This window comes from Paenibacillus nicotianae, assembly GCF_042681745.1.
GTDB classification, from domain to species: Bacteria; Bacillota; Bacilli; order Paenibacillales; family Paenibacillaceae; genus Saccharibacillus; species Saccharibacillus nicotianae.
On record NZ_JBHUGF010000010.1, the window covers coordinates 3,150,505 to 3,176,001 of the forward strand.

Genomic DNA, 25,497 nt, shown 5'->3' on the forward strand with positions numbered 1-25,497 from the left:
CGATTGTAGTTGCAATGCTGACAGTCTAATTTTGGCAGATCAAGTCTATTTGAACTTAAAATCAGGAGGCAAAACATGCAAACTTTAACTGAGAATCGGTTTCGTTATGGTAGAGGTATTAAATTAATTGACGATACAGGTACAGAATATATAGACGGTGTATCCGGTACATTCAACCTTTCTCTAGGATACAATCACCCTTATGTAGTCGAAAAAGTACAGGAGCAAGTTGGTAACCTAACGCATATGTCGTCTACGTTTACAGAACCTTATGTAGATGAAGTGTTATCGCATTTGTTAGAATATGCACCTAATGGGATCGATGCAGGCTGGATGCGTGACATCACGGGTTCCACTGCAAACGAATGCGCAACTAAAATTGCTCAAAAATACACCGGTGATACTGATATTGTCAGCCTTTTCTACTCTCATCATGGACAGACTCAATTTGCTACAGGTATTTCGGGTAATGCTTTCCGTCGTAAAGGATTCCCCAATTCATCTGTTCCCAATTCTCTGCATGTCCCTGCACCTTACTGCTATCGTTGCCCGTTTGATGCGAAGCCTTCTAACTGTGGAATGAAATGCGTAGAAGCGCTAGCCGATCAGCTAGAATATGGTGGTTCTGGTTCTACTGCTTGTATGATCATCGAGCCGATTCTAGGGAACGGTGGTAATATTATCCCTCCACCTGAATATTTCAAAGGAATTCGTCAGTTATGTGATGAGCAAAATATCATCTTAATCGCAGACGAAGTACAGACAGGTATTGGTCGTACCGGTTATATGTTTGCAAGTACATTATTCGATATCAAGCCTGATATTATTACGCTAGCTAAAGGACTTGGTGGAATCGGTGTTCCTGTTGCTGCGGTATTAATGCAATCTCGCCTGAATGTACTTGAAAAGCATGAACATTCGTTTACGTCTGGTAGTAATCTGATCTCTGTCACCGCAGCTAAATCAACATTGGAAGTTGTCTCTGAACCTGGATTTATGGAAGAAGTACAACGCAAAGGCAAATTGCTTGGCGATTTACTTTTGAATTTGGAAGAGAAATATAATTGTATCGGTGAAGCTCGTGGTGTTGGTCTTATGTGGGGTCTAGAAATTGTAGATGAATACAATGCTCCAGATACCAATAAAATGAATGCTATTATCAATTTTGCTTTTGCGGATCAACAATTAATTCTACGTGGTTCTCGTTATGGATTCGGTAATGTTGTGAAAGTTCGCCCTTCTCTTACTGTAACGGATGAAGAAATCGTAGAGATTATCCGCCGTTTGGATCTTGTTTTGTCGTCTTTGGATTAAAGCGCTTTTACTTAAATACGATAAAATTATGTATATACGTTGTTATATGAATTAAAAAGAATACGCTTAGCTTTAATATGAGGAGGAAGATTATGTTATCACTTGTCTACAAATCAGCTTGGGATGTTGCACTGGAAGAAAGACCACAACCGCAAATCACACAGGAAAATCAAGTGTTGGTACGGATTCATGCAACAGGTGTATGCGGAACAGACCTCGGTATTGTGAGCGGTAAATACCATGCCAAATCTTCTATTATTCTAGGACATGAATCGGCGGGAGAAGTCGTACAGGTCGGTGATCGGGTAACAACGCTACAAGTAGGTGATCGAGTTGTTATTGATCCTACGTACTATTGCGGTCAATGTAATATGTGCCGGACAGGAAGGCAGAACCATTGTTTACATAAAAGCACAACCGAGACAGGAGTAAGTAGTGATGGTACATTTACCGATTACTACGTGACTGAAGATCGGTTCCTTTACAAATTAGCAGATCATGTTAGTTATGCAGAAGCAACGCTAACTGAACCGTTAAGCTGTATGCTAACAGGTATTAACCAAATTCAACTACTGCCTAATTTCCGTACGATTATTTTAGGTGCAGGGCCAATCGGGATGCTATATAGCTATGCTCTAGCTTCCAAAGGGGTATCCGGTAGTATTGTTGATATTTCTGAAGATCGCTTGCATATTGCTGATGCGATCGCACCGGAACGTTGGGATACACATAACTCGTTTGAAAGTGCTTTGGGACACATTTCTCCATCTGATCGTCAGGTTGATCTGATTGTAGATACAACAGGGGCAGTCGGTACAACCGTATTATCGAATCTTGCTCATGGTGGTTATCTGATGCTTGTGGGTCTGCGTGATGGAGTAAGTTCGTTTAATCCTAAAGAAATCGTAGATCGTAGTCTCAAAATTATCGGTTCGATCGATTCTCTAGGTACATTTGCGACAGCTCATTATATGATCGAACGCAATCTAATCCCGGCGAGCAAGTTAATTACGCATACTTTTGCTCTGCAAGATTATGAAGAAGCGTTTCAGACGCTCGGTTGTAATATCAGCAGTGGAACATTGACACCCTCTTCAAATGCTATTAAAGTCGTTTTACAATCTACTTAATAGAACCGAAGAATGGAGGTCAATACGATATGACATCAGAACATCTTAATCATGCTTCCTCTTTATGGCAAGACCCACCGATTCAAGCGTTTATTTTTGATATGGATGGTGTGTTGATCGATAGTGAACCGATTTATTTTGATATTGAAAAAAGTTCTTTTCAGCATCTTGGTGCGATGGTTGAAGAAACAGAACATCATACGTATGTCGGTGTGACGTTAGAATCGATGTTTCAGCAAGTGATGGATAAGCATAAGCTTGATCATGTGATGGAAGACGTTCTGGCTTTTCATAAAGACAATGTGATGAAAGTGATGCAAGATCACAAGCAATTGCAAGCCTTTGACCATGTAGAGCAATGGATTCAATGGTTATCTGATTCAGGAATCAAGCTTGCAGTCGCTTCCTCTTCTCCACGTTCCTTAATCGAATTGATTCTAGAACGTACAGGATTACGCCGCTTTTTCACAGTGATGGTTAGTGGTGAAGAAGTAGAGCATGGTAAGCCTGCACCGGATATCTTTTTGCATGCAGCATCCTTATTACAAGTAGATCCGCAACACTGTGTTGTGATCGAAGATTCTCGTAATGGTGTGCAAGCTGCCAAAGACGCAGGTATGCGCTGTATCGGTCATCAGAACCCGGGTTCAGGCAATCAAGATTTAAGTAAAGCAGATATTATTATTGATAGTTATGCGGAGTTATTGAAATTACGTGATTCTCTGCATATCGGTGTTCGTTCATAAAATCAATCTACAATCTAATTGATCTACAATCTAAATAAAGCAAAAGCCTTATTCCTGTATATGGAGTAAGGCTTTTGCTTTGCAAAAATAGATATACCATGTAGTAAATGAACTTCTGTATGCGCTTCTATAATCACTTCTGTATGGACTACTTTATACACTACAAATAAAAATCCTGCGCTTGAGGACGGAGTGTACGAATATGTTCTAAGTAGGCACTCACCTGCTGGTCTTGCACTCTATCATATTCAAAATGTAGTTGTGTTGCTACATCTAAAGCGACTTGCCGGAACAAATCACCTGTTTGTTGTAGAGCTTGCCAGATCTGTTCATCATCTGCTTGAGGATACGTTGCTACCAATTGTGTCCATACTTCTGGATCTACATATTGTTGTAAATACTTATGATTTTTGCCGACACTTACTTGAAATCCTGTAGCGATACCAACTTGCCATGTAATCATCTGTAATAACATAGGACGAACATATAGACGAACATATAAATGAAGATGATCGATCGCGTATAGTATTTCTTTTCTCCACAATCCTTTTGCAATATAAGTAGATACCCACCATAATTCATTACAGCAATCTGCATACTGCTGCGCTGTCGGGCATTGAATATGGTAATCTTCATCTGTTGGCGGTAACAGTTCAGGCATACGCTGATCTTTATCCAGTAGTACTTGGATAAGCTTATCTTCATTAATATAAGTCGCTTGAAGCGATAATGGAAATAATCTGAGATCGATTCGATTGCCATCAGCAAGCAACATCAAATAAGCATATCGTCCCTCGTTATTCTCAAGTGAATATCCCTTAGCATCTGGCATTTGCATAATAATCTTCTCACCGAAATAATCTGTCCAACCACAATCTTCTACAAAAGATGGTACATCCGTCACCAGATACACAATATCGTAATCTTGAAAAATATCAGTCGGTACTTTACGATTCACACGCGACCCATTCATGGCTACTACTCGCACCCGTTCATCCTGCTCGGCAAAGTTCAAAATCAAATCCATCATCTGTTGCTGATTACGCATCGAACATCATCCTTTCTTTAGAAAAGTAAAATGTCTTCGCCCCTATAAGAAATTTTTGGAGTACAAGCTACTTGTGATGGGATATCCAAATCATATTGGTCTATTTATCTTTTATACTCTTGCTCATAGATTCTATGCACATGCTCACTAATTACAGGTGCAATCTGTTTAAACTTCAATCGAGCTGACTTGCCCTTAACAATATAATCACCTGCTACAAATACCGAACGATTCTCTCCTAAAGCGGCTTCGTATAATAAAGATGCTCCACGAGTCGGTGCTGGAAAAAATAATGTAGTCAGAATTTGGATAAAAAATGGAATCCCTGATCGTTTCCCCGACCGTAGCGTATTATTGCCTCCAGGATCAACACTTAACAACTTAATGCCTTTGTGATGTTCAAATTCAGAAGCACGTTCAAAAGTCCAAAGCGATAAAGCTAACTTAGCGGTTGCATAGGCTCCAAATAACGGTTTAAATTTGGTCGGATGCTCTAACTGATCCGGATCGAATGTTAACAATGTAGCAAATACAGCACTGGATGTATTGATCACTGTGCGTAGAGTTCCCTGCTGAATTAATTGCTCCAGTTCTTTCAGAATAATATATGGAGCTACCGTCTGCGTATCAAAGTGAAGCTCACGCCCTTGCGGGGAAAAGCTTAATTCAGGATAACTTCCACCTGCATTATTATATAATATATCAATATGGGTTTCTTGGGCTTGAATCTGTGTGAGTGCTGTTCGTAACTGCTCAAAATCAGATATATCAGCCACATAAATACGTAAGCGCTGATCTTGTATAGCTTGCTGAATTTGTATATCATCAGTAGCAAATGAAGAGCGAATAATTGCTATCACCTGCCATTGTTGCTCTAGTAATCGTTGAGTCAAAGCAAGACCGATTCCGTGATTAGCTCCAGTAATACATGCAATACGTGCCAATGATGTAGTATTCATTCTATTTCCTCCTATCTACAAGTGAACAATTGGAAACCCAGTAATAAAGGGTTGAGTTCACTCTACAACTTAGAGTCGAATCGAAGTCAACGGTAAACATAATTCAGCTATTCTATAAAGTAATCGCTATATAGAGATTAAAGATAAGTATGTAGATTGACTTGGAGTCGACTCCAAGTTATAAAATAACGTTACAGTCTTAAAGGAGTGATAGGATATGCATTCATCTAAAGAGTTTTCAATCAAAGAAGCAGCCAGCCAAAGTGGCTTATCTGAAGATACAATTCGTTACTATGAAAAAATTAAATTACTTCCTTATGCTCAGCGCAAATCTAATCGTCATCGTGTATACCATACAATGGATATTGAAAAAATGAAATTAGTAGTCTGTTTGAAAAAGACAGGTTTATCTTTAGAAGAAATGAGACCCTATCTAAATCTATCGTTCGATAGTGATCTGACTGATTATCCTGAGCTTTATGATATGCTCCAACAGCATCAACAGACGATTCAGCAACATATCCAATCGCTACAACAGATATCTCATTTTATTGATATCGTGTTAGAACGCACACCCTCTTTACGTCCTCCTGCAACATCTTGTACAGAAGATTCTCAAGATCACCGTGTTCCTTTGAACAGACATAACCTTTTGAAAAGTTCTGTCTCTTGATTATCCTTAACCAAAAAGAACAAGTCAAAGGCATTACGCCTAGACTTGTTCTTTTTTGATTTACAGCCTATTTATATACTTTTCAAAAAGTGTTTAAAGCCTGATTTAGTTTTTCTAAAACAGCAATTTTTTCTTCTATGGTGGAACTGCTTGTTAATGCATTTTTACGATCCAAAGCGTTTTGTAATGCAGTGATATCTTGTCCAGCCGTAGCAGTATTGATCTTGGATTGAGCTTCTACAGACGCTTGCTCGATCCACGTATCTATAGTAGGAACTTTAACTAAAACAGTCATTTCCAAATCTGCCTCACCTAGAGATAAATGTAATGTCACATTATAATCTGCCGCATAAGCACTTCCATTATATTGAGCTAAACGAATCGTATCTTCTGTATCGGAAGTGGTTAAATACGTATCATCTGTTACACCTACTGGATGACCATCCATGATATGAGGTAATAATTCAATATCAGAAACAAACGTATTGATATTACTATTAATTGAATTGGATAAGCGCAATGATATATCCTCATCTACTTTGGTATCATAAGACAATTCGCTATATGATGAGATAAGTTCCATTTCACGTTCTAAGTCAAGCATATCCAAATCTCCTTGATCAGGAGTTTGATGATAAATAGAGATAGGTGGCTTATTAACTAACATATTTTGATCGAAAAAGCTGATTTGATCACGATCTACATTCATATCAAACACATGCCAGTAAGGTTCTTCTCCATCGCCTACAGGAATATGATAAGTTTTCATCGGAAGTCTGTATGCGCCATTATATACTTTTACAGTAGCTGATGATTTTCGCAATGTTGATGCTTCTCCATTATTAGCAGTCGCACTATAATTTTGTACATAAAACGTGTATATGCCATCTACACGTTTATTAATAGTGATCACTTCTGGTCCATAAGAACTCATATTATCTGTATCTAAAGATACATAATTCTGATTCTGATAATTGTACTGTCTATTGTCGGTAGAAGTATGGAATCCATAACCATCGGGTGTAGGTCCTAACAAATGAGCATCCTCATCGTAAGGTAATTCATCCCATGTTAACACAATACTAATTTTACCTTCTGTTGGCATTCTGGAAACAATAGCACTTTGATCATAATTGTATTCTTCTGCTAAAGACGTAGCCATTAAATAAGAAGGGATAAAACCATCTTTTTTTAATTCACCTGTGTATACTCCTGGTGGGAGTGTAACATTATAACTCCCATTTTCATTGGTTGTAACAGTTGCTACGATTGGTCCATCTGTTACATTCAATCCCCGCCGAAAATGAATAGTCATTCCTACCACAGGTTCCCCCTGTTCTTCTCCTATAAAACCTGTAAATCCATTAAAACGTAGATCACCTTTGCTAATACTTAAAAGACGACTTGAAGAAGACGATGGTTTAACTGTAATTTCTAATATTTTATTATACTTAGCTTTTAAATTAAGCGGATTGAATTGGATTACGCCAGTCACACTATCATAAATAACATTTGTTAGCGTATAAGGCTTACCATTTAATGTAGCGGTTACTTCCATATCGCTAAGCAATAATTCATTAGTTGGTTGGTTTAGATGCAGGATCGCTTGACCGTTTTTGACATCCAAACTTTGTACAGGTTGTTGCACAACTACTGGTGTTGACGATTCTGGGTGTTTGTTATCATCTTTGCGAATATTGGTAACTGCTTGCTCACCCCCGACGATACCACCTTCAATTCGGGCTGTTACGCCTGCACTGGTTGTTGTCTGGTTGACTCGTGGTGTAATCGTCGTTCCGGCTACATTAATATAAGCTTTCTCAATCGTACCATTACCACTTACTTTAGCTACACCGTTCAACGTTAGTGATTGGATCGAAGAGGATGTTGTTGTGCTAATCTTATTATCTGTTGTTCCCGAAGCTACCGCTAGATTATCTACAGAACCTGTAAGCAACTGAGTTAGCACAGACGATGATGAAATATCCATACTATCAATACGCCCTTTTAGGGAGACTGTTGATCCTGCTGGAATCTGATTGGATAAGATTACGTTCGTAAATCCTGAACCTGTGGTTAGACCTTGTTCTTCAAGTAAACCTCCAGATTGAAGAATCATCTGTTGAACCGTTGTTGTACCTGTAGTAACTACACGTACATTGCCGTCTTTTTTATTGATTACTGTTGTATGAAGTGTAGAATCTTGCAGATGAATGCTGTTGATACCGCCACCATTGATCGTGGTCGTTCCTTTGACAGTTACATGATCGAGAAGAGCATCCCCTTCCCCAATCCCTGCACCTAATAAAAGATCACCTTCGATCACCATATTGCGAAGCGTACTGCCAGCACTATTCAATTGCATATCACCTGTGATCTGTTGTTGACCGGATGCTGGTCCATAGACACCTGCTGTGTTGTATGTAGTCGTAGGCGAATTCGATTTGGACGTATTCGTACTATTCGATGACTCTAAAGAACGTTCTAATACCGTCACAGCTTCCGCGCGTGTTGTTGTATCTTTGGGACGAAATCCTTTTTCATCACCGTTCATCAGACCATTGTCGATAACGGCTCCAATAGAACCTTTACTCCAAGAAGGACTATTGGCAGTATCTTTCATGCGTACGGCTGAACTCGATGATTTTAACTTTTTCAATGAAGTCAAAATAACAGCTAATTCTTGACGTGTTACTTTTTGATTAGGATGGAAAGTATTATTTTTGTACCCTTCCATATATCCCTGTGACTTGGCAATTGCTATATCGTGATAGAACCAATCCGAAGGCTTTACATCCTGGTAAGCAATTGAACCTGCTTGTGTAAATCCAAATGATTTGTTGATCATAGCGGCTAGTTGCGATCTAGTCACACTTTGATCTGGTTGTAGACTTCCATCTTGAAATCCGCTGATATAACCTTTATTTTGCCATTGTGTTAATACATCTTTCGCCCAGTGATTCTGAATATCGCTGGCTTGAGCTGATTTTGTCGCTGTTAACCCCCATGCAGGCAAAGCAATGGCTACGCTCAGTAGTAGCATCATCCACTGGCGGTTTTTCTTTTTCATGTTCCCCAACATTAATTCCCCCAATAAAATGTAAGTCTTATTCATTTCTTGTACCTTTAGACGTAGGTATATAGACATATTATTTCATATTACTACATATTTTTTGTTTTGGGAATTGATTTTTCCTATAATGGAATTGTATGGATAACTAGCAAAATACCGTACCTGACTTGCCAAATGAATCTTTCTCTGTTAACATACTGAACAAACGTTCAGTATTATTTCTTCTATTATAAAGTACTATATACTGTATGATTCAGAACACCTCAGGAATCGGAGTGAAAACTCGTGAATAAAAAGCAATTGCAAACCGAACAAACGAAAAAAAGAATGGTGGATGCGGCTCGCGCCCTATTTGTGCAAAAAGGGTTTAAAGCGACGTCGATTGAAGATATCGTAGCAGCGACAGGTAGTAGTAAAGGAAATATCTATTACCATTTTAAAAGCAAAGAAGGTCTTTTTCTTTATTTGTTAGATGAATGGAATCGAGATTGGGAAGAAAAATGGTTAGAAAAGGAACATCTTTTTCCAACAACGGTCGAAAAATTATACGGGCTTGCTGAACATCTAGTACGTGAAGATCTAAGTCATCCGCTTACCAAAGCAGCCGATGAATTTTTTAATAGCGATGAAAAAGATAACGATGTGGAAGAACGAGTCTCTACGATGATGGCTTCTCATTTGAGCTTTAATCAGCAATTGATCCAACAAGGAATCGACAAAGGTGAATTCAAAGCCAATGATGCCGCCAAATTAGCGATTATTATGGAAAGCCTGATTATCGGACTTAGTCAAATGTCTCGTCAATCCAGTATTGAGGAAGCATTGAGTGTCTATGAATTAGCTGTACAGGTTCTGCTATACGGGATTGCACACCCTGCACCTTCTTAGCGTTTGACAACAATGCACTACTATTACTATAGATAGAATACTGTTCTCCTGCTCTATCACTAAAATGATATGCAGTAACATATTCTATTAATGTCATATTACAGACCGAACGTTCAGTATTTGAAAATGATGAAAAGAATAGATGGAGGATTTACTCATGTCGTTATTACTTCGTAACAGAGGCGCTATATTGCTTCTGATGATCAATATTTTTCTTATTTTTACAGGTGTAGGATTGGTTATCCCTATTATGCCTACCTACATGAATGAACTTCATATTAACGGTAGTATGGTTGGATTACTGGTTGCCGCCTTTTCGCTCAGTCAATTGATCTGCTCTCCGATTGCCGGACGATTATCGGATACATGGGGACGTAAAAAAATGATCGTCTCCGGGATGATTATTTTCGCATTATCTGAATGGTTATTCGGAATAGCAAATGATCCTACATTATTGTTCGCTGCTCGTATGTTAGGCGGTATTGGAGCAGCATTTATTATGCCAGCGGTTATGGCTTATACGGCTGATATCACTTCGGATGAAGAACGTGGTAAAGGGATGGGTTATATCAATGCCGCGATTACGACTGGATTTATTATCGGGCCGGGAATCGGTGGTTATATTGCTGAATTCGGTATACGTGTGCCGTTCTATGCAGCAGGAATCGCCGCTGCTATTGCAGCTTTGATTACTTTACTGGTACTACCGGAATCATTAACAGCCGAGAAGCGTCAAGCAACTATAGCGGAAACCTCTCTCACCAAGCAACCGAATATGTTTTTGCAATTGATTCATTCGTATCGTGAATCATATTTTCTTAGTCTGGTGATTGTGTTCGTAATGTCTTTCGGACTAGCCAATTATGAGACAGTATTCGGATTGTTTGTCGATCACAAGTTCGGATTTACACCGAAAGATATTGCTTTTATTATCACTTTCGGGTCGATAGCAGGTGCTGTTGTACAGGTCAGTGCGTTTGGCTGGATCGTGAATACATTTGGCGAGAAAAAAGTAATCTCATGGTGTCTTGTGTTCGCGGCAGTATTCGTATTGTTAACTCTATTTGTGAATCAGTACTGGATGATATTAGTCGTTACTTTTATCGTATTCTTATCGATCGATATTCTACGCCCTGCAATCAGTACACAATTATCCAAAATTGCTCACAATCAGCAAGGTTATGTCGCTGGTCTGAATTCTGCTTATAGCAGTCTCGGTAATATTGCAGGCCCGATTGTCGCTGGATTATTATTCGATATCAATATCGGTTTTCCTTATATAGCGGCAGCGATTGTATTGTTCTTATGCTTTATTTTATCGCGCAATACCAAGAAACTTGATGTATAAATAATATATTTAACTATCACAAAAAGAGTATCTATTCAGCATCTAGCTGTAGATACTCTTTTTGGCTTTTTTTACTGCCAATCTTCCGGCATAAAACAATACCGATCATCTTGCGGAGGATCGATCATCAGATGAGTCAATGGTGCTAAATAAGGTTCTAATTGTTCTGCGGCAACTACACTGGTTGCTGTTACTTCTACCGGATGTTCCAGATTTGTAATACTAAGCTTCATACGATCAGGATACATCCAAATAAAAGCTTTTACTCCTGCGATAATCACATGTTTGGGATGCTCTATTGGTGGATAGTTCCACTTTGCTGTAGCAGATGGAGATGAATCTGCTGAGATCAATACGATCGGTAGCTCTAACTGTTCAAATACTTCGTATAATTCTTGTTCTGACTGAATCCCAATCGCTATTAAAAGACAATCTCCATCTCCTACATGTCCTCCATACGCACGACAATATCGAAAATACTTCAATCGCTTAGACCATTCTAACAACGTATCTAAGGAATGCCGTTCAAAAAAGTAACGTTCCCATAATTGTTGCTCGGATAGAGGTTTATGAAGGGGTTGTTTGTTCTTTCTCCATTTCCACATTAGCTTCCTCTCCTTCTATATACAATCATAATCGATTCGCTTTGGATAAAATGCCTTCTACAAAATCAGTCTTGAGTAGTGTGTATTTTTCCCGATCTTCTGTCTGCTTAATAAGCTGTTGCTTCAATTGCCCGTAAGCGATCACTTCCTCAGGATGTTGACGAAGATAATTACGGAAAGTAAGGTGTCTATGTAGTTCTTGATTATCTTGAGCACATACATATACATGCTGATTCATCCATACTTGTTGATCTGGATGCCAGGGTACATAATTATCGATTCGTCCAAAAGCTTCTCTTCCTTCCACATCCAAGTCTCCTCGATGGTGGTAACCAAGTGTATGCAATGCTGTAATCACACTGGGTAATTGCTGTCTACTAGGGATGATGATGTCAATGTCTAGAATTGGCTTAGCCATTTGCCCTACAATCGAAGTACTTCCTACATGTTCAATACTTATATATTGTCCGGTTAGTTGCTTTGCCAAAATGCGTTTAATCTGTGCAAATTGTTCTGCCCACTGTGGATTATACGTTTGTATATCTATCATAGCGTAGTACCTCCTTTATCATAACGTGATGATTCAGATTTTATTTATTACCCTTACTGCTTATAAAAAATAACGCTTCAAACAGTATCATACCTGTTCAAAGCGCTATTGGACTACTTTTAGATCTTTACTTTATCACTATAATGAGCTGAACTTGATTATTAAACAACCATTATTGAGACACTGTAATTGGACTCTTATCTTCTAATAAAGCAAGATTATTGGTTACGATCGTATCTCCATCATTGATACCACTGTTGATAAATACTTGCGATCCTGTTGCTTTGCCTAACGTAACTTGTTTGCGAATTGCTACATTTTTTTGTACAACATAGATGTAAGATTTACCGTCGATCGTTTGGATCGCTTTGGAAGGAACAATAATCCCTTCTTTGGCACTAGCATCAACAAAGCTAATATCTGCTAACATTCCTGATTTGAGCTTATTGTCTGCATTCGAGACAGCCACTTTCACCGGATAACCTTTACCACTCTCATCCATCGGGCTAATATTTTTTACTTTACCTGTTTTGAGAATATTGGATGAAGTGACACGTACCTGTACAGGATCACCGATTTTAACATTGTTGATTTGATCTGCGGGAACATAGATCAGTGTATTCACTGTACTTAGATTTGCAATAACAAGTGCAGGTGAAGAGGGAGATGCCATCTCGCCTACTTCTGCATTTTTAGTACCGATAATACCGTTAATTGGAGAAGTCACGACTGCATCGTCTAAAGCATCTTGAGCGATATTTACATTCAGTTCAGCTTGTTTTTGCTTTTGCTGACTGGCTTCAATTCCTGATGTACTTTGAGATACTTCCAATTGTTTTTGCGCATTGCTGTAACCACTGTTAGCATTCTCGTAACTGCTGGTTGCATTTTGATAAGCACTTTGCGCTGTACTCAAATTTTTATTTGCAATCGTTAATGCTTTTTGCGCGGCACTCAATTGTTCTTGAGCATTAATCTGTGCATTTTTGGCATTATCGTTTGCTGTTTGCGCTGTTGCTTGAGCAGTCTGCGCTTGTTCCAATTGAGCTTGTGTCGCTAATCCATTTTGAAATAAGGATTGTGTACGTGTTAATGTTTTTTGCGCCGCAGACAACGTTTCTGTCGTTTGCTTGATATTGTTAGCTGCACTGGAAACTGCTGTTTTGGCTTGTTCTACTGCTGTAGTCGCTTGGTTAATCGATCCGTTCGCCTGATTGATCGAACCTGTTGCTTGATCGATTGCGCTTTTGGATGAAATAATACCATTTTTGGAACTCACCACTCCAGAGTTGGCAGAGACCATACCGGATTGTTGTGAATCTTGAGCCGTTTTGACTGCTGCTCCTGCCGCGGCTACATCTGCTTGTGCTTTTGCCAGATTGTTGCGCAGATCGTTATCTTCGAGTTTGAGAAGGACTTGCCCTTTTTTCACTTCAGTTCCGATATCTACAGGTAACGATACAACTTTACCGCCCATTTTCGGCATAATATTAACCGTTTCGGAAGGAGTCACTGTACCTGTATAGATTTCACCTTTGCCGATCAATCCTTTTTGAGCCTGACTGACTTTGACAGTTACATTCATTGCCTGCGTTGTTGCCGCTGCACTATTGGAAGAACAGCCGGACAATACAACCGTTCCAACCAACAATGCCGCTAATGGTAATTCCCACTTTGTTCTTTTCATTCGTGTTCCCTTTCTTTCTCTCTATATTGGATAAAAAGCTTTCGTATCTGAAAGCATATCGATATACGATTATTCTTTGATCACTTTGATACCTTTACGTCGACTAATAAATAAGAAAATAAATGGAATCGAACAGAATAGCGGAATAGAAGATACTAAGAATGTATCGGCGATTCCTCTGGAATACGCATCAAGCGTAATCAACCCTGAAGTAATACTTGCCCATGAACTTCCAAGTGTTGCTTGAAGCGATTGTGCTCCATCCAGTGTGATCGATTCAGATATTTGTTGTGAATGTAGTGCTGTGCGATTTTGCATTAAGAACGTTAGAATAGCAATCGCCATAGACCCTGCTATCGTACGGACTAGATTCGATGCTGTAGAAGCTTTACCGACTTTTTCCGGTGCTACAGCGTTCATCCCTACTGTAGACAATGGCATCATACAGATTCCGATTCCCATACCGCGGAACATTAACACAACTTGTAGCCATAGATGTGAAGTATCTGGAGTCAGTGTGTGTAGATGATACGTCATAAAGCTCGTTAATGTTAAGCCGAATAAAGCGATCGGTACAATCCCGATTTTATCAAATAATTTACCAGCAATCGGCATCATTACCGCCATCGCAATCGCCTGTGGTAATAAGATAATACCGGTGTGTACAGGAGAAACCGACTGAATATTTTGCAAAAATAATGGAGATAAGAACGTTCCTCCGTACAGCCCCATCATAACAAAGCTTGAAGTAATAACACTGATCGTAAATTTATAATTTTTAAATAAAGAAATATCGATAACCGGATTGTCTTTGCCACTTTCGACAAAAATCAAAAAGACCAGTGACCAGAAAGCAACAAAAAATAATCCGACAATTTTGAAAGAACTCCAACCATCGCTTGAACCACTTGATAGTGCATACAGTAATGTTCCTGCACAGGTAGCTGCTAATAAAAAGCCAGCTAAATCGAATTTGACGATAGCGCCTTTAGGCGGTTCTTTGATCAAAACAATAACCATCAAGATAGCGAACAGTGCGACAGGAATACAGACGATAAATAGGAAACGCCAGTTAAACCATTCGATCAAATATCCACTCAGTGTTGGCCCGATCGCAGGTGCAGCCATTGCTGCTACACCCCAGATGCCAAGAGCCATCCCGATCTGTTCGCGTGGCATAATTTTATATACAATCGTCATACTAAGCGGCATAATTACACCGCCACCTAATCCTGCCAAAATACGAGCAGCGATCAAAGACGAGTCACTCCATGCAAAAATACAAAATGCTGTTCCCAGTGTAAATACACTCAGTGCAGCGATCAAAAATTTCTTATAACCAATACGCTGCTCCATAAATCCCGTAATCGGAACGATTATTCCTGATGCGAGAGTATAGCCGGTAATCACCCATTGAATTCGCGATGTTGTCGATCCCAAATCGGTAGTCAACTGCGGAATCGCTACATTGATCAGACTGTTATTCAAAATAGCAACAAATGCTCCTAATATAATCGCTATAAAAGCAAGCCAGCGTTCTCTGGGCGAATCTGCGGGAGGAGCGGCGGCAACGACTGTGTCAGCCACATAAACCTCTCCTTACGATGTATGAATTTTCACAACCACATTTGTTCCAGGAATCAATTTGAGGTCTTTAGGTACATTTAGAGCAATTTCAACAGGAATACGCTGTGTAACTTTGTTAAAGTTACCACTTGTGTTGGTAGCTGCAATGTTAGCAAACACCGAGTTAGATGCTTCACCAATTTTGCGAATTTTACCTTGAATCGTGTAATCTCCATCTGCATCTAACGATACATCGACCACTTGACCTGCTTTGACGCGATTGATATCTGTTTCTTCAATATTGGTAGATACATATAGATCGTTCATATCAGCCATAATCGCTACAGGAGAACTTGGTGTACCAATCTCATGTTCTTTGGAATACACTTTTAATACTGTTCCATCTATCGGTGCACGTAGCACAGATTTGCTAATCATACTTGAATCTAGACCGGATACATCTTGTTCTGCAATCGGTTCATTGCGTTTAAGTACATCGCCTTCTTCGACATCAATATGATTAAGCTCTGCGGTGATCTGTGGCATCACTTTATATTGTGTTGCCGAAATGCGGGCATCTTCTGTTTTGACAAAATGGCTACCTTGATACCAGTAATAATAACCTAACGTGCCACCGCTAATAACAAGTAACACGATGAGAATTGACAATACGATCTTCCTTCTCACTTACTCCACCCCTGTAGTTCAACTTTTTTATTGTTACAACAAGCACTGTTTAACATACCTGTTATGAACGTCAATCTAGCTATAATCATGTGCCCAGTATTCAAACACACAAAGATAAGGAATTCGATGAGTTCTATCCAGAAAATTCATCTGAATTCCTTATAGATTTCTACCTAATCCTCGCTTCAATAAATCCAATTCCAACTCGTAATGCTCAATAATATCCTCGATCGGAACTTCTCTAGCAAAAAAACGAATAAAATTCTGAATCGTGATCGCTACAATAATTTTAGTCAAATGAAGCACTTCTTTTTCATCCGCTACATTAAGACGATTACGATTGATCGAGCGAATAAATTCATCCGTACGTTCTTTTGCTTCTGGATTGTTCACATTTAGTGCTAAGCGATGCTCTACCTTGTAACTCATATTCAAAAAGATATTTTGAGCAAAATAGCGATATTCATGATGCTGAAATCGCTCTAACATCATTTTGAAAAATGTATTAAACGCAATAAAAATATCACCATCATTTTCTTTGAGAAGTAACAGCACTTTATCCCGATTATGCTTGTTATACTCTTCCAAAATGTAAAAGAAAATATCCGCTTTATCATCAAAATACTGATAAAAACTTCCTCTGGGGATACAAGCTTCTTTGATGATGTTCGAAATCGAAGCATCTGCCAAAGCTGCTCTCGAAAATTCTTTGAAAGCCGCATCGATTAATACTTTGCGTTTTTCTTTAGGCAAATTAAAAAAAGTCTGAGTAGGCATGGATTCACTCCAAATTAAACATTTTGTTTCATATACTGTTATTTCAAGTGTAAAAAATTACATAAACAATTATAATGTGACACTGTGTCACATGTCAATAGCGTTCTGCTCCATATCTTCATATTTCTTTCCTTATCTTTATATTTACATTATTTAGAGGTTGATATTTGTATTTTTCGCTTTAATTTTTATCTCTAAAATAGGTAAAATCACTAATTTTTGTATGAATTTATTACCAATTTTTATGGTATTTACTTTGGATAATCAATGCTATATTACATTTTAGAAAACGCTTTCATTACTTATTTATCAGGAGGTGGTTACGCTTACAGTATATTCATATATATGTCACCTGTTACTGCAACGACTGTTTGTCAAAGAAAACACAGGCTGTTTTCAAGATGTACAGCTCATTACGTTTACAGATTGTCCATAACTTTTACAAAGGAGACTTTATTAATGAAACGTAAATCCAAATCGTATCTTTCGTTGACTGTGATTGCGGCTTTGCTACTCTCGTTATTTTCCTCTTCGCTGGCTTCAGCGGCTTCAGATGAAGAACGTTCTCTTTCTACCGCAGCAACAACAACAGGGATTCAATCGTATGTTAGTGCGATGCAACCCGGTTGGAACTTAGGCAATTCACTGGATGCTACAGGTGCAGACGAGACTTCATGGGGTAATCCTCGCGTGACCAAAGAATTGATTCAACAAATTGCTAATCAAGGATACAAAAGTATTCGTATTCCTGTGACCTGGGATCAACATACAGGCAGTGCGCCTAACTATACGATCGATGCCGCTTATATGAATCGTGTACAAGAAGTCGTTAATTGGGCGCTGGATGCGAATCTATATGTAATGATCAATATTCATCATGATTCATGGTTATGGACAAGTTATATGGGTCAAAATCATGATCCTGTACTGGCTCGTTATAATGCAGTATGGACACAGATTGCAGATCGCTTCAAAGGAGCTTCTAGCAAGCTGATGTTTGAAAGTATCAATGAACCTCGCTTTACAGAAGGTGGCACAACTGATCCGGCAACAGCTTACAAATTGCTAGATGAATTGAATACTTCTTTTCACAAAATTGTAAGAGCGTCCGGTGGTAACAATGCTACACGCGCAATCGTGCTTCCTACTCTAGCGACTTCTTCTACTCAGGCTGATCTGGATGCACTATCCCAGACGATTGCCAAATTAAATGATCCTAATATTATTGCTACTGTTCACTATTATGGCTTCTGGCCGTTCAGTGTAAATATTGCTGGATACACCAAATTTGAAGCAGATACACAAAAAGATATCACAGATACATTTGATCGCGTCTATAATTCATTTGTAGCTAAAGGGATTCCAGTCGTAATCGGTGAATTTGGATTACTGGGCTTTGATAAAAATACAGGTGTGATTGAGCAAGGTGAAAAACTGAAATTTTTTGAATTCTTTTCTAATTATGTACGTCAAAAAAATATGACTACTATGTTATGGGATAACGGTCAGCACTTTAGCCGCACGACCTACAAGTGGTCTGATCCCGAATTATATAATGTAATGAAAGCAGGCTGGACAGGACGTTCTTCTAATGCAGAGACTGACCTATTGTACTTCAAAAAAGGAGCAACGATCCAAGACAAAACAGTGAAATTGAACCTTAATGGTAACACATTTAGTTCTCTTTCTAACGGTAGTACAACACTGGTCAAAGGAACAGATTATACAATCAGTGGAGATACCCTTGTGATCAAATCCAGTCTGTTAACGAAATTATTATCTTCTGGTAAATTAGGTGTGAATGCTACTCTAACAGCTAAATTCAGCAAAGGTGCGAACTGGAATTTTAATGTAATCTCGTATAGTACGCCTACATTAAGTGCAGTAACAGGTACAACCAGTTCATTCGCGATTCCTACTACGTTTAATGGCAACCAATTAGCAACAATGGAAGCTACGTACACCAATGGAGGCAATGCAGGGCCACAAAACTGGACTCCTTACAAAGAATTTGCTACAGCATTTAGCCCGGATTATAGTGCGAATGTTATCAAATTAACACCAGACTTTTTCAAAGAAACCAACGATGGTGAAGTATTGCTCAAATTTCACTTCTGGAATGGCGATATTTTGAATTACAAAATCACGAAGAGCGGATCAAGTGTAGTCGGTAAAACGTCTTAATCTACCTACCGTTTTAGGATAAGATAGATACAAAATCAAAAAGACAAGCTACGGAGCATATATCCGTTGGCTTGTCTTTTTGTTTATCACAATGTTCGGAGATGTAATTCGGTTATATCTTTCCAGATACCTTCTATCTTTTTACCAAAATCAGCAAAAAAATGAGTGTGATATCCTTCTGTTTGCCAGATAATCCGACCAGATAATACAATCTCATCTTTCCATTTCAAATGATAATATACGGTCTGATGTTCATCTTTCCAATGATCGGTTACTGTTTCGATATGATATCCTCTGTGATACATACCTGCTAATAATTCCTCAGAGTTATGTTCTTGCAAAATATCGATATCTACCCCTACCAATTGATGTAGTTGTTTCAATACTTTGTAAATGCACTCTTGAAATTGATTAGAAACCTGATCAAAGTAAGTTTCCATCAGCTTATCCAAATTAAACATCTCCTAAACATCATATTAGTAGCCATGGTTCATTATATACTAATTTTATCCAATTGAGATGTTAAATTGAAATTGATAAAGTTATTTTTACAATATATTAGTTATATGGTCTGTGTAATTTAAGTTACTGACCATTTTTATTTGACTAATATCCAACCAAATCGCTCCAAAAAGGAATATATTCTATAGGCTCATCGTTGACTTCTATATACTTTTTCAATCCAAATTCTATTAATAAATACTGAATGATATTCGCTCCATAATAAATAATGTCTGTCTGATATACTGAGAACACAGGATTACCTTGCTGATCTGGAGACGATGGAATATAACGATGCGAATAAATAGGGATTAGTGTTGGCGCTTGATGAACATAACGAGAACATATTTCAATAGCAAGTTGTTGATCTAATGGCTTTGTTCCCCAATCATCATGCCAAAAATCATTGTGCTTTATATCAAATATTATACCTTCTAACGGTGCTGTTAAGACACTTTGAATCTTCTTTACATGATTGGGATTTGAGTTTCTCCAATCGACAAAACTAGAAGAGATTGGTAACGCTGTTTGTAAAAAAGTTTTCAAATCAGGTGGGAAAGTAATCTCATATCTTGATTGAATCTCTACTACTTCCAAGTCTGATAAACCATTTGTAAATGTAACACCCTGATTTCGAAGCTTTTGAATAAGTGTATTCATATTCATTAGCGTTCTCCTTTATCATTCTTTTATGCTGATATTAGGCTTAAAATATCACTTATCAATTAGAATGATGTTGCAAATCTTCTTCGATAATAGCCAGCGTGATATGATCTTGCCATACTCCATCGATTTTTACGTTTTTGCGAGCAGTACCTTCTTGAGTGAATCCTGATTTTAACAATACTTTGATCGAACCCATATTATGAGGCATGACTCCTGCTTCAATACGATGTAATCCTAATGTACCAAAGGCATATTTCACCACTGCTTGAACAGCTTCACTCATATATCCTTGACCATTATAGTCCTGATCCAAAAAGTATCCTATCCAACCACTTTGCAAATTGCCACGTACCACTTCAGACAAAATCACTTCCCCAATTACCGTATCTGTATCTTTTAGCAAAATAAGAAAACAATAACTGGTATCTTGTTCGGTAGATTCTAAAAAACGTTGTACTCGTTCTGCTTGACCTGCATATGTATAGAACGACTCCTACGTGTACCCGCAAAAGCTTTAAAAAAATCTCTATTTTTGACTTCTAAAGCAAGTAACGATTCAATATGTTCTTTAGCGAGTGGTGTTATCGTTAATCGTTCTGATTGTATAGTCATGTATAAGCTCCTTTGATATGAAATGTACTTGTTGCACTATCATTTGAAGATTAATTATTATAATGTCATATTACGTCCATGTCGTGCAAGATACTCTTCTTTGTCTTTGTAATCAGGCATAATACTACCTAATCGTCTCCAAAATGAACGATCATGATTCATATGCAGAAGATGGCATAATTCATGTACGATTACATAATCGATCACTTCTACAGGAGCCATAGCTAGACGGTAATTAAACGTAATTTTCTTGCTGGAATGGCAACTGCCCCACTTGGTTGTAGATTCTTCGATTTCGATACTTTTTGGCTTTACTCGTAATTGCTTCTGGTACTCTTCGATCCGTTCTAAAACGATTTTTTTACAGCTTGTAAAGTAAAACTTTTTGAGGCGGTGACGTAATTCTTCCTCACTGGAATCTCCAACTTCGATAAGTTCATGCAAAAAATACTTTTTGCCTAAATACAAAAACTGCCCTTGTTCCTGATATTCTTTTGCCATTGGAAGCATACTTGCTCTGGCTTGTTCTAACTTATTGGTGTTATCCAATAACCATTTTTTATTCTGTTCCATCACACGTATAATATCGGCTTCAGGTGTTCCATTTGGTGCTTTAACGATAATTAAGCCATTCGTCTCTAACTGAATAGCGATTTTGGTGCGCTTGCTATATTGCACATTACATTCAATGGTGCGCTCATCCAATTGTATTTTCATAGACATTCTCTTTTCTTTTATACAGGATACTTGCTTATGCTATTGCATCATTTTTTTAACACGTTCACTTCTATTATCTTTTATTTACTAATAATATCATTTTATATGTACAAACAAAAAAGAGAGGCGATATGCCCCTCTTTTTATTGATCTTATGATTATATTTATCGATAAAGTTATGGACTAACCATACCACCGTTAGCATTGATCGTCTCGCCACTTACATAGCTAGACTCTTGGCTTGCTAAGAATACATAAGCTGGAGCCATTTCTACCGGCTGTCCTGCACGTCCAAGTGGTGTGTTAGAACCGAATTCTTTCAATGCTTCTGTTGGTTGTCCACCTGCTACTTGTAGTGGTGTCCATACTGGCCCTGGTGCTACTACATTAACACGGATACCTTTTTCGCCAACTTGTTGTGCCAGTGCTTTACTGAACACGTTGATAGAACCTTTAGTTGTTGCATAATCGAGCAACCCTGGTGAAGGAGAGTAAGCCTGGATCGATGATGTATTAATAATCGAACTACCTGGTTGCATATGCTTGATCGCTGCTTTGCATAACCAGAATAGAGAGTATACGTTTGTTTTGAATGTAGCATCAAATTGTTCTGTAGTTAAATCAGCAATCGATTCTACAAACTGCTGTTTACCTGCTACGTTAGCTAGAATATCGATTCCACCTAATTTAGCTACAGAATCTTCGATCAATTGTTCACAGTACTTTTCATCTTTGAGATCACCTGGCATAGCATATGCTTTTTGACCTGCTTCTTCAATCAATTTCACAACTTCTTGAGCATCTGCTTCTTCATCAGGTAGATAAGAAATCACAACATCTGCACCTTCACGAGCAAAAGCGATTGCTGCTGCGCGTCCGATACCACTATCTGCTCCTGTGACTACTGCTTTGCGTCCTGTTAAGCGACCTGTACCACGGTAACTGGTTTCTCCTGAATCGGGACGTGGAGTCATCTCTTTTTGCAAACCTGGTTCTGGTTGTTTTTGTTGCCAGTCTTCGTTTGCCTTAGGATATTGAGTTGTTGGATCTTGCTTTTGATATTGGTCAGCCATGATTGAATTTCCTCCTCGTAGATGATGTTTATAGTCGTCGTTCTGGAAATTAATGAGCTCTTTTTCTATGTAACCGTCATGGCTTATCTTCAAACAAAAAGCATATCCTTTTTTTCTAAACATGTCAGAAAAAAGAATATGCTTCGTATTATGGTATCTTCATAGGCGTTATTATATGAAAAGTAATATTGGATTAATCTATGCGTTGACTGGATTTTTTTCCAATTCGAAACACATAATAACTGGCAACTACAATCGCAATAAATACGATGCCAATAATCAAGGAATTATGCGTATCCGGGTTAAACCACATACCAATCAGTACCAGAAATAAAAAGATAATCACGATATAATTACTCACTGGAAAAAACAACGATTTAAATGGATGTTCATGAATATCATTTTTCCATTTTTTGCGAAACTTAAATTGGCTAAATGCCATCGCTAACCACGGAACCATACCGGGCAAAATACTTGCACTGTAAATATACAAAAATAATTTAGAATCTGGAAATAAGTAATTGAACAGCACGCCGACCAATAGTAAAGCGATTGTCGTCATAATACTGTTGCGCGGTACACCGCTTTTCGAAATTTTAGCAAAAAACGGTGGCGCTTGTTTGTTTTGCGCCAGTGTATACAGCATACGACCTGCACTATAAATCCCACTATTACAACCAGACATCGCTGCGGTAAGCACCACAAAGTTAATAATACCGGCTGCCGCTACAATACCTACTTTGGCAAATGTTAAAACAAACGGGCTTCCACTTGTACCGACTTCATTCCAAGGATAGATTGTGACAATAACGAAGATTGCACCTACATAGAAAATTAATATCCGCCAGACGATATTTTTGATCGACTTTTTCAGCGTCACTTTAGGATTTTCTGCTTCACCTGCGGTAATCCCGATCATCTCAATTCCCTGATAAGCCGCTGTGACAATACATAAAGCGAATAAGAATCCTTTTAACCCGCCAGCAAAAAATCCGCCATGGACGTACAGATTAGATAATCCAATCGGCACGCCACCATTACCTAATCCAAAAAAGATCATTCCTGTGCCAATCACTAACATCGCACTAATCGCAATCACTTTAATCATCGCAAACCAGAATTCAAATTCTCCATAAAACTTAACAGCCGCTAGATTGGCTGCTGCAATAATACCGACACCGGCTAACGCTGGAATCCACTGCGGAATCTCAGGGAACCAGTATCCTACATAGATTCCTATCGCTGTGACCTCGGCCATCCCAACCGTTACCCACAAAAACCAGTAACTCCATGCCGTTAAAAATCCAGCTAACGGGCTAATATATTTATGAGCAAATGTAGCAAACGACCCTGTGACCGGTTCAACGATTAACATTTCGCCCATCATTCGCATCACAAATAACATAATCACACCTGCGATCAAATACGCCAATAGCACAGAAGGCCCTGCCCATTGAATCGTACTTGCTGATCCCATAAATAGCCCGACACCGATTGTCCCTCCAAGAGCAATCAGCTCAATATGACGTGTTTTGAGACCTCTAGTTAATTGTTTCGTTTCCAAAAAAAACGCTCCCTTTCAACTGTGTTCATCTTTACATTTTTCAATACTGCACATGATTTTCTACAATCTAACCCATTATGTACAACGATTATAATATGCTTATTAATGTGTTCGCTGTGACATACATTAACGCATTACAGAATTACTTCAACAAATTGTAAGGGAATATTTCAAGAAATACAACTATTATTATCACTGCAAAATATTTATTAAATCACAAAAAAAAGCGAACTTTTGCAAGTCCGCTTCCTTATTGTTATATGATCTAATTTCTATATCCTTTTATAAACAAAGAACTTTCAGTAGAACGCTATCGTTATTCTGATTTAAATTGAATCTGCTCTAGATAAAGCCCTTCTGCATCTGCCATACCGCCTGTTTGTAGCTTTTCTTTGGATAGCAAAATCGTAGGAATATCTGCTGCTTGCTTTTCCCCTAATCCCACTTCGATCAATGTACCAACCATTTTGCGTACCATATTGTACAAGAATCCATTTCCAGATACACGGAATTGTACAAATCCGTCCACTACCTCGACATCTAATGTGTAAATAGTACGTAATGTATCTTTTTTCTTCGACTTGGCATTGGAATAAACAGCAAAGTCATGTTCTCCCAAAAAGTGAGCACAAGCTTCTTTCATCTTGGCGATATCTAGGTTTTTGGGAACATGCATACTGTACTTCCGCATAAATGGATGGCTATATGCTTCATTCCATATTTTATAAATATACGTTTTGTTGGTCGCATGATAACGTGCATGGAACCGATCGTCGACTTTCGATACTTCTGTAATACTGATATCTGCTGGTAAATAATGATTTAGAAAGTTAAAAATTTTGGACTCTGGCAAATCTTCTTTGATTTTAAAATTAGCGACTTGATGTAGCGCATGTACCCCTGCATCTGTCCGGCTAGAACCTATAATTTCAATCGGTTGATCGACCAGTACAGAGATCGCTTTTTCAATCTTACCTTGTACCGTATTATCACTATCTCCAAGCCGTTGCCAGCCTTTATAACGCCCACCATCGTATTGGATGATTAATTTGTAATTGTTCATGTGTACTCCCTTTGTATTGGATAAAATAATTACTTTGAAGATATCTACTGTATCATATTATGTGTA

At 38.3% G+C, this 25,497-nt stretch carries 23 protein-coding genes and 1 pseudogene; 7 read left to right on the forward strand and 17 right to left on the reverse strand.

The window, feature by feature from the left end; genetic code table 11:
* Window positions 1-75: 75 nt before the first annotated feature.
* The 3 genes from ACFSGI_RS17970 to ACFSGI_RS17980 all read left to right on the forward strand — a co-directional run bounded on the left by ACFSGI_RS17970 (window position 76) and on the right by ACFSGI_RS17980 (window position 3,190).
* Entirely contained in the window at window positions 76-1,314 is a 1,239-nt protein-coding gene (locus ACFSGI_RS17970) for an aspartate aminotransferase family protein (RefSeq protein WP_204825546.1), read from the forward strand.
* 92 nt (window positions 1,315-1,406) lie between these two features.
* Window positions 1,407-2,444, forward strand: coding sequence for a zinc-dependent alcohol dehydrogenase (locus tag ACFSGI_RS17975; protein ID WP_204825547.1), 1,038 nt, complete (start codon window positions 1,407-1,409; stop codon window positions 2,442-2,444).
* A 29-nt stretch (window positions 2,445-2,473) separates the two neighbouring features.
* Window positions 2,474-3,190, forward strand: a complete 717-nt coding sequence (locus tag ACFSGI_RS17980) for an HAD family hydrolase (RefSeq protein WP_204825548.1) — start codon at window positions 2,474-2,476, stop codon at window positions 3,188-3,190.
* Between the two features lie 160 nt (window positions 3,191-3,350).
* Here ACFSGI_RS17980 and ACFSGI_RS17985 read toward each other — a convergent pair whose 3' ends face one another.
* On the reverse strand, window positions 3,351-4,238 hold the full coding sequence (locus ACFSGI_RS17985; protein ID WP_204825549.1) for an aminoglycoside 6-adenylyltransferase: 888 nt from the start codon (window positions 4,236-4,238) through the stop codon (window positions 3,351-3,353).
* 104 nt (window positions 4,239-4,342) lie between these two features.
* A complete protein-coding gene (locus ACFSGI_RS17990) occupies window positions 4,343-5,197 on the reverse strand; it encodes an SDR family NAD(P)-dependent oxidoreductase (RefSeq protein ID WP_204825550.1) in 855 nt (284 codons plus the stop codon).
* Window positions 5,198-5,414: 217 nt separating this feature from the next.
* Here ACFSGI_RS17990 and ACFSGI_RS17995 point away from each other — a divergent pair, with 217 nt between their 5' ends.
* Window positions 5,415-5,870 (forward strand): MerR family transcriptional regulator, encoded by a 456-nt coding sequence (locus ACFSGI_RS17995; RefSeq protein WP_204825551.1) that lies wholly within the window; start codon window positions 5,415-5,417, stop codon window positions 5,868-5,870.
* Window positions 5,871-5,952: 82 nt separating this feature from the next.
* Here ACFSGI_RS17995 and ACFSGI_RS18000 read toward each other — a convergent pair whose 3' ends face one another.
* Entirely contained in the window at window positions 5,953-8,940 is a 2,988-nt protein-coding gene (locus ACFSGI_RS18000; protein ID WP_379283854.1) for an S-layer homology domain-containing protein, read from the reverse strand.
* 288 nt (window positions 8,941-9,228) lie between these two features.
* On the opposite strand from ACFSGI_RS18000, the gene ACFSGI_RS18005 reads away from it, so the two are divergent.
* Together ACFSGI_RS18005 and ACFSGI_RS18010 are read left to right on the forward strand one after the other, a co-directional pair.
* Window positions 9,229-9,831 (forward strand): TetR/AcrR family transcriptional regulator, encoded by a 603-nt coding sequence (locus ACFSGI_RS18005; protein WP_204825553.1) that lies wholly within the window; start codon window positions 9,229-9,231, stop codon window positions 9,829-9,831.
* A gap of 157 nt (window positions 9,832-9,988) precedes the next feature.
* Entirely contained in the window at window positions 9,989-11,179 is a 1,191-nt protein-coding gene (locus tag ACFSGI_RS18010; RefSeq protein WP_204825554.1) for an MFS transporter, read from the forward strand.
* Window positions 11,180-11,250: 71 nt separating this feature from the next.
* Here ACFSGI_RS18010 and ACFSGI_RS18015 read toward each other — a convergent pair whose 3' ends face one another.
* The 6 genes from ACFSGI_RS18015 to ACFSGI_RS18040 all read right to left on the reverse strand — a co-directional run bounded on the left by ACFSGI_RS18015 (window position 11,251) and on the right by ACFSGI_RS18040 (window position 17,051).
* On the reverse strand, window positions 11,251-11,784 hold the full coding sequence (locus tag ACFSGI_RS18015; protein ID WP_204825555.1) for a hypothetical protein: 534 nt from the start codon (window positions 11,782-11,784) through the stop codon (window positions 11,251-11,253).
* Between the two features lie 25 nt (window positions 11,785-11,809).
* The gene (locus ACFSGI_RS18020) at window positions 11,810-12,334 is read right to left on the reverse strand and encodes a GrpB family protein (RefSeq protein ID WP_204825556.1); all 525 of its coding nucleotides are present in this window, start codon (window positions 12,332-12,334) and stop codon (window positions 11,810-11,812) included.
* Between the two features lie 172 nt (window positions 12,335-12,506).
* On the reverse strand, window positions 12,507-14,021 hold the full coding sequence (locus tag ACFSGI_RS18025; protein ID WP_204825557.1) for an efflux RND transporter periplasmic adaptor subunit: 1,515 nt from the start codon (window positions 14,019-14,021) through the stop codon (window positions 12,507-12,509).
* A 69-nt stretch (window positions 14,022-14,090) separates the two neighbouring features.
* Window positions 14,091-15,608, reverse strand: coding sequence for a DHA2 family efflux MFS transporter permease subunit (locus tag ACFSGI_RS18030; protein WP_204825558.1), 1,518 nt, complete (start codon window positions 15,606-15,608; stop codon window positions 14,091-14,093).
* Between the two features lie 12 nt (window positions 15,609-15,620).
* Window positions 15,621-16,274, reverse strand: coding sequence for an HlyD family secretion protein (locus ACFSGI_RS18035; RefSeq protein WP_204825559.1), 654 nt, complete (start codon window positions 16,272-16,274; stop codon window positions 15,621-15,623).
* A gap of 159 nt (window positions 16,275-16,433) precedes the next feature.
* Window positions 16,434-17,051 (reverse strand): TetR/AcrR family transcriptional regulator, encoded by a 618-nt coding sequence (locus tag ACFSGI_RS18040; protein WP_204825560.1) that lies wholly within the window; start codon window positions 17,049-17,051, stop codon window positions 16,434-16,436.
* A 459-nt stretch (window positions 17,052-17,510) separates the two neighbouring features.
* Here ACFSGI_RS18040 and ACFSGI_RS18045 point away from each other — a divergent pair, with 459 nt between their 5' ends.
* Window positions 17,511-19,235, forward strand: coding sequence for a cellulase family glycosylhydrolase (locus ACFSGI_RS18045; RefSeq protein ID WP_204825561.1), 1,725 nt, complete (start codon window positions 17,511-17,513; stop codon window positions 19,233-19,235).
* 86 nt (window positions 19,236-19,321) lie between these two features.
* Here the strand turns inward: ACFSGI_RS18045 and ACFSGI_RS18050 are convergent, their stop codons facing one another.
* The 8 genes and pseudogenes from ACFSGI_RS18050 to truA all read right to left on the reverse strand — a co-directional run bounded on the left by ACFSGI_RS18050 (window position 19,322) and on the right by truA (window position 25,431).
* Window positions 19,322-19,687, reverse strand: a complete 366-nt coding sequence (locus ACFSGI_RS18050) for a hypothetical protein (protein WP_204825562.1) — start codon at window positions 19,685-19,687, stop codon at window positions 19,322-19,324.
* Window positions 19,688-19,841: 154 nt separating this feature from the next.
* On the reverse strand, window positions 19,842-20,402 hold the full coding sequence (locus ACFSGI_RS18055; protein WP_204825563.1) for an SMI1/KNR4 family protein: 561 nt from the start codon (window positions 20,400-20,402) through the stop codon (window positions 19,842-19,844).
* A gap of 55 nt (window positions 20,403-20,457) precedes the next feature.
* Window positions 20,458-20,826 (reverse strand): annotated as a pseudogene (locus tag ACFSGI_RS18060) (GNAT family N-acetyltransferase); the annotation flags it as partial.
* Window positions 20,827-20,843: 17 nt separating this feature from the next.
* Entirely contained in the window at window positions 20,844-21,014 is a 171-nt protein-coding gene (locus ACFSGI_RS18065) for a hypothetical protein (RefSeq protein ID WP_379283860.1), read from the reverse strand.
* Between the two features lie 57 nt (window positions 21,015-21,071).
* A complete protein-coding gene (locus ACFSGI_RS18070; protein ID WP_204825564.1) occupies window positions 21,072-21,731 on the reverse strand; it encodes a M48 family metallopeptidase in 660 nt (219 codons plus the stop codon).
* 176 nt (window positions 21,732-21,907) lie between these two features.
* A complete protein-coding gene (locus tag ACFSGI_RS18075) occupies window positions 21,908-22,804 on the reverse strand; it encodes an SDR family oxidoreductase (protein WP_204825565.1) in 897 nt (298 codons plus the stop codon).
* A 193-nt stretch (window positions 22,805-22,997) separates the two neighbouring features.
* The gene (locus ACFSGI_RS18080; protein ID WP_204825566.1) at window positions 22,998-24,368 is read right to left on the reverse strand and encodes an amino acid permease; all 1,371 of its coding nucleotides are present in this window, start codon (window positions 24,366-24,368) and stop codon (window positions 22,998-23,000) included.
* 316 nt (window positions 24,369-24,684) lie between these two features.
* Window positions 24,685-25,431 carry a tRNA pseudouridine(38-40) synthase TruA gene (gene truA, locus ACFSGI_RS18085; protein ID WP_204825567.1) on the reverse strand — a complete coding sequence of 249 codons (747 nt, stop codon included), beginning with the start codon at window positions 25,429-25,431 and terminating at the stop codon, window positions 24,685-24,687.
* Window positions 25,432-25,497: the final 66 nt, after the last annotated feature.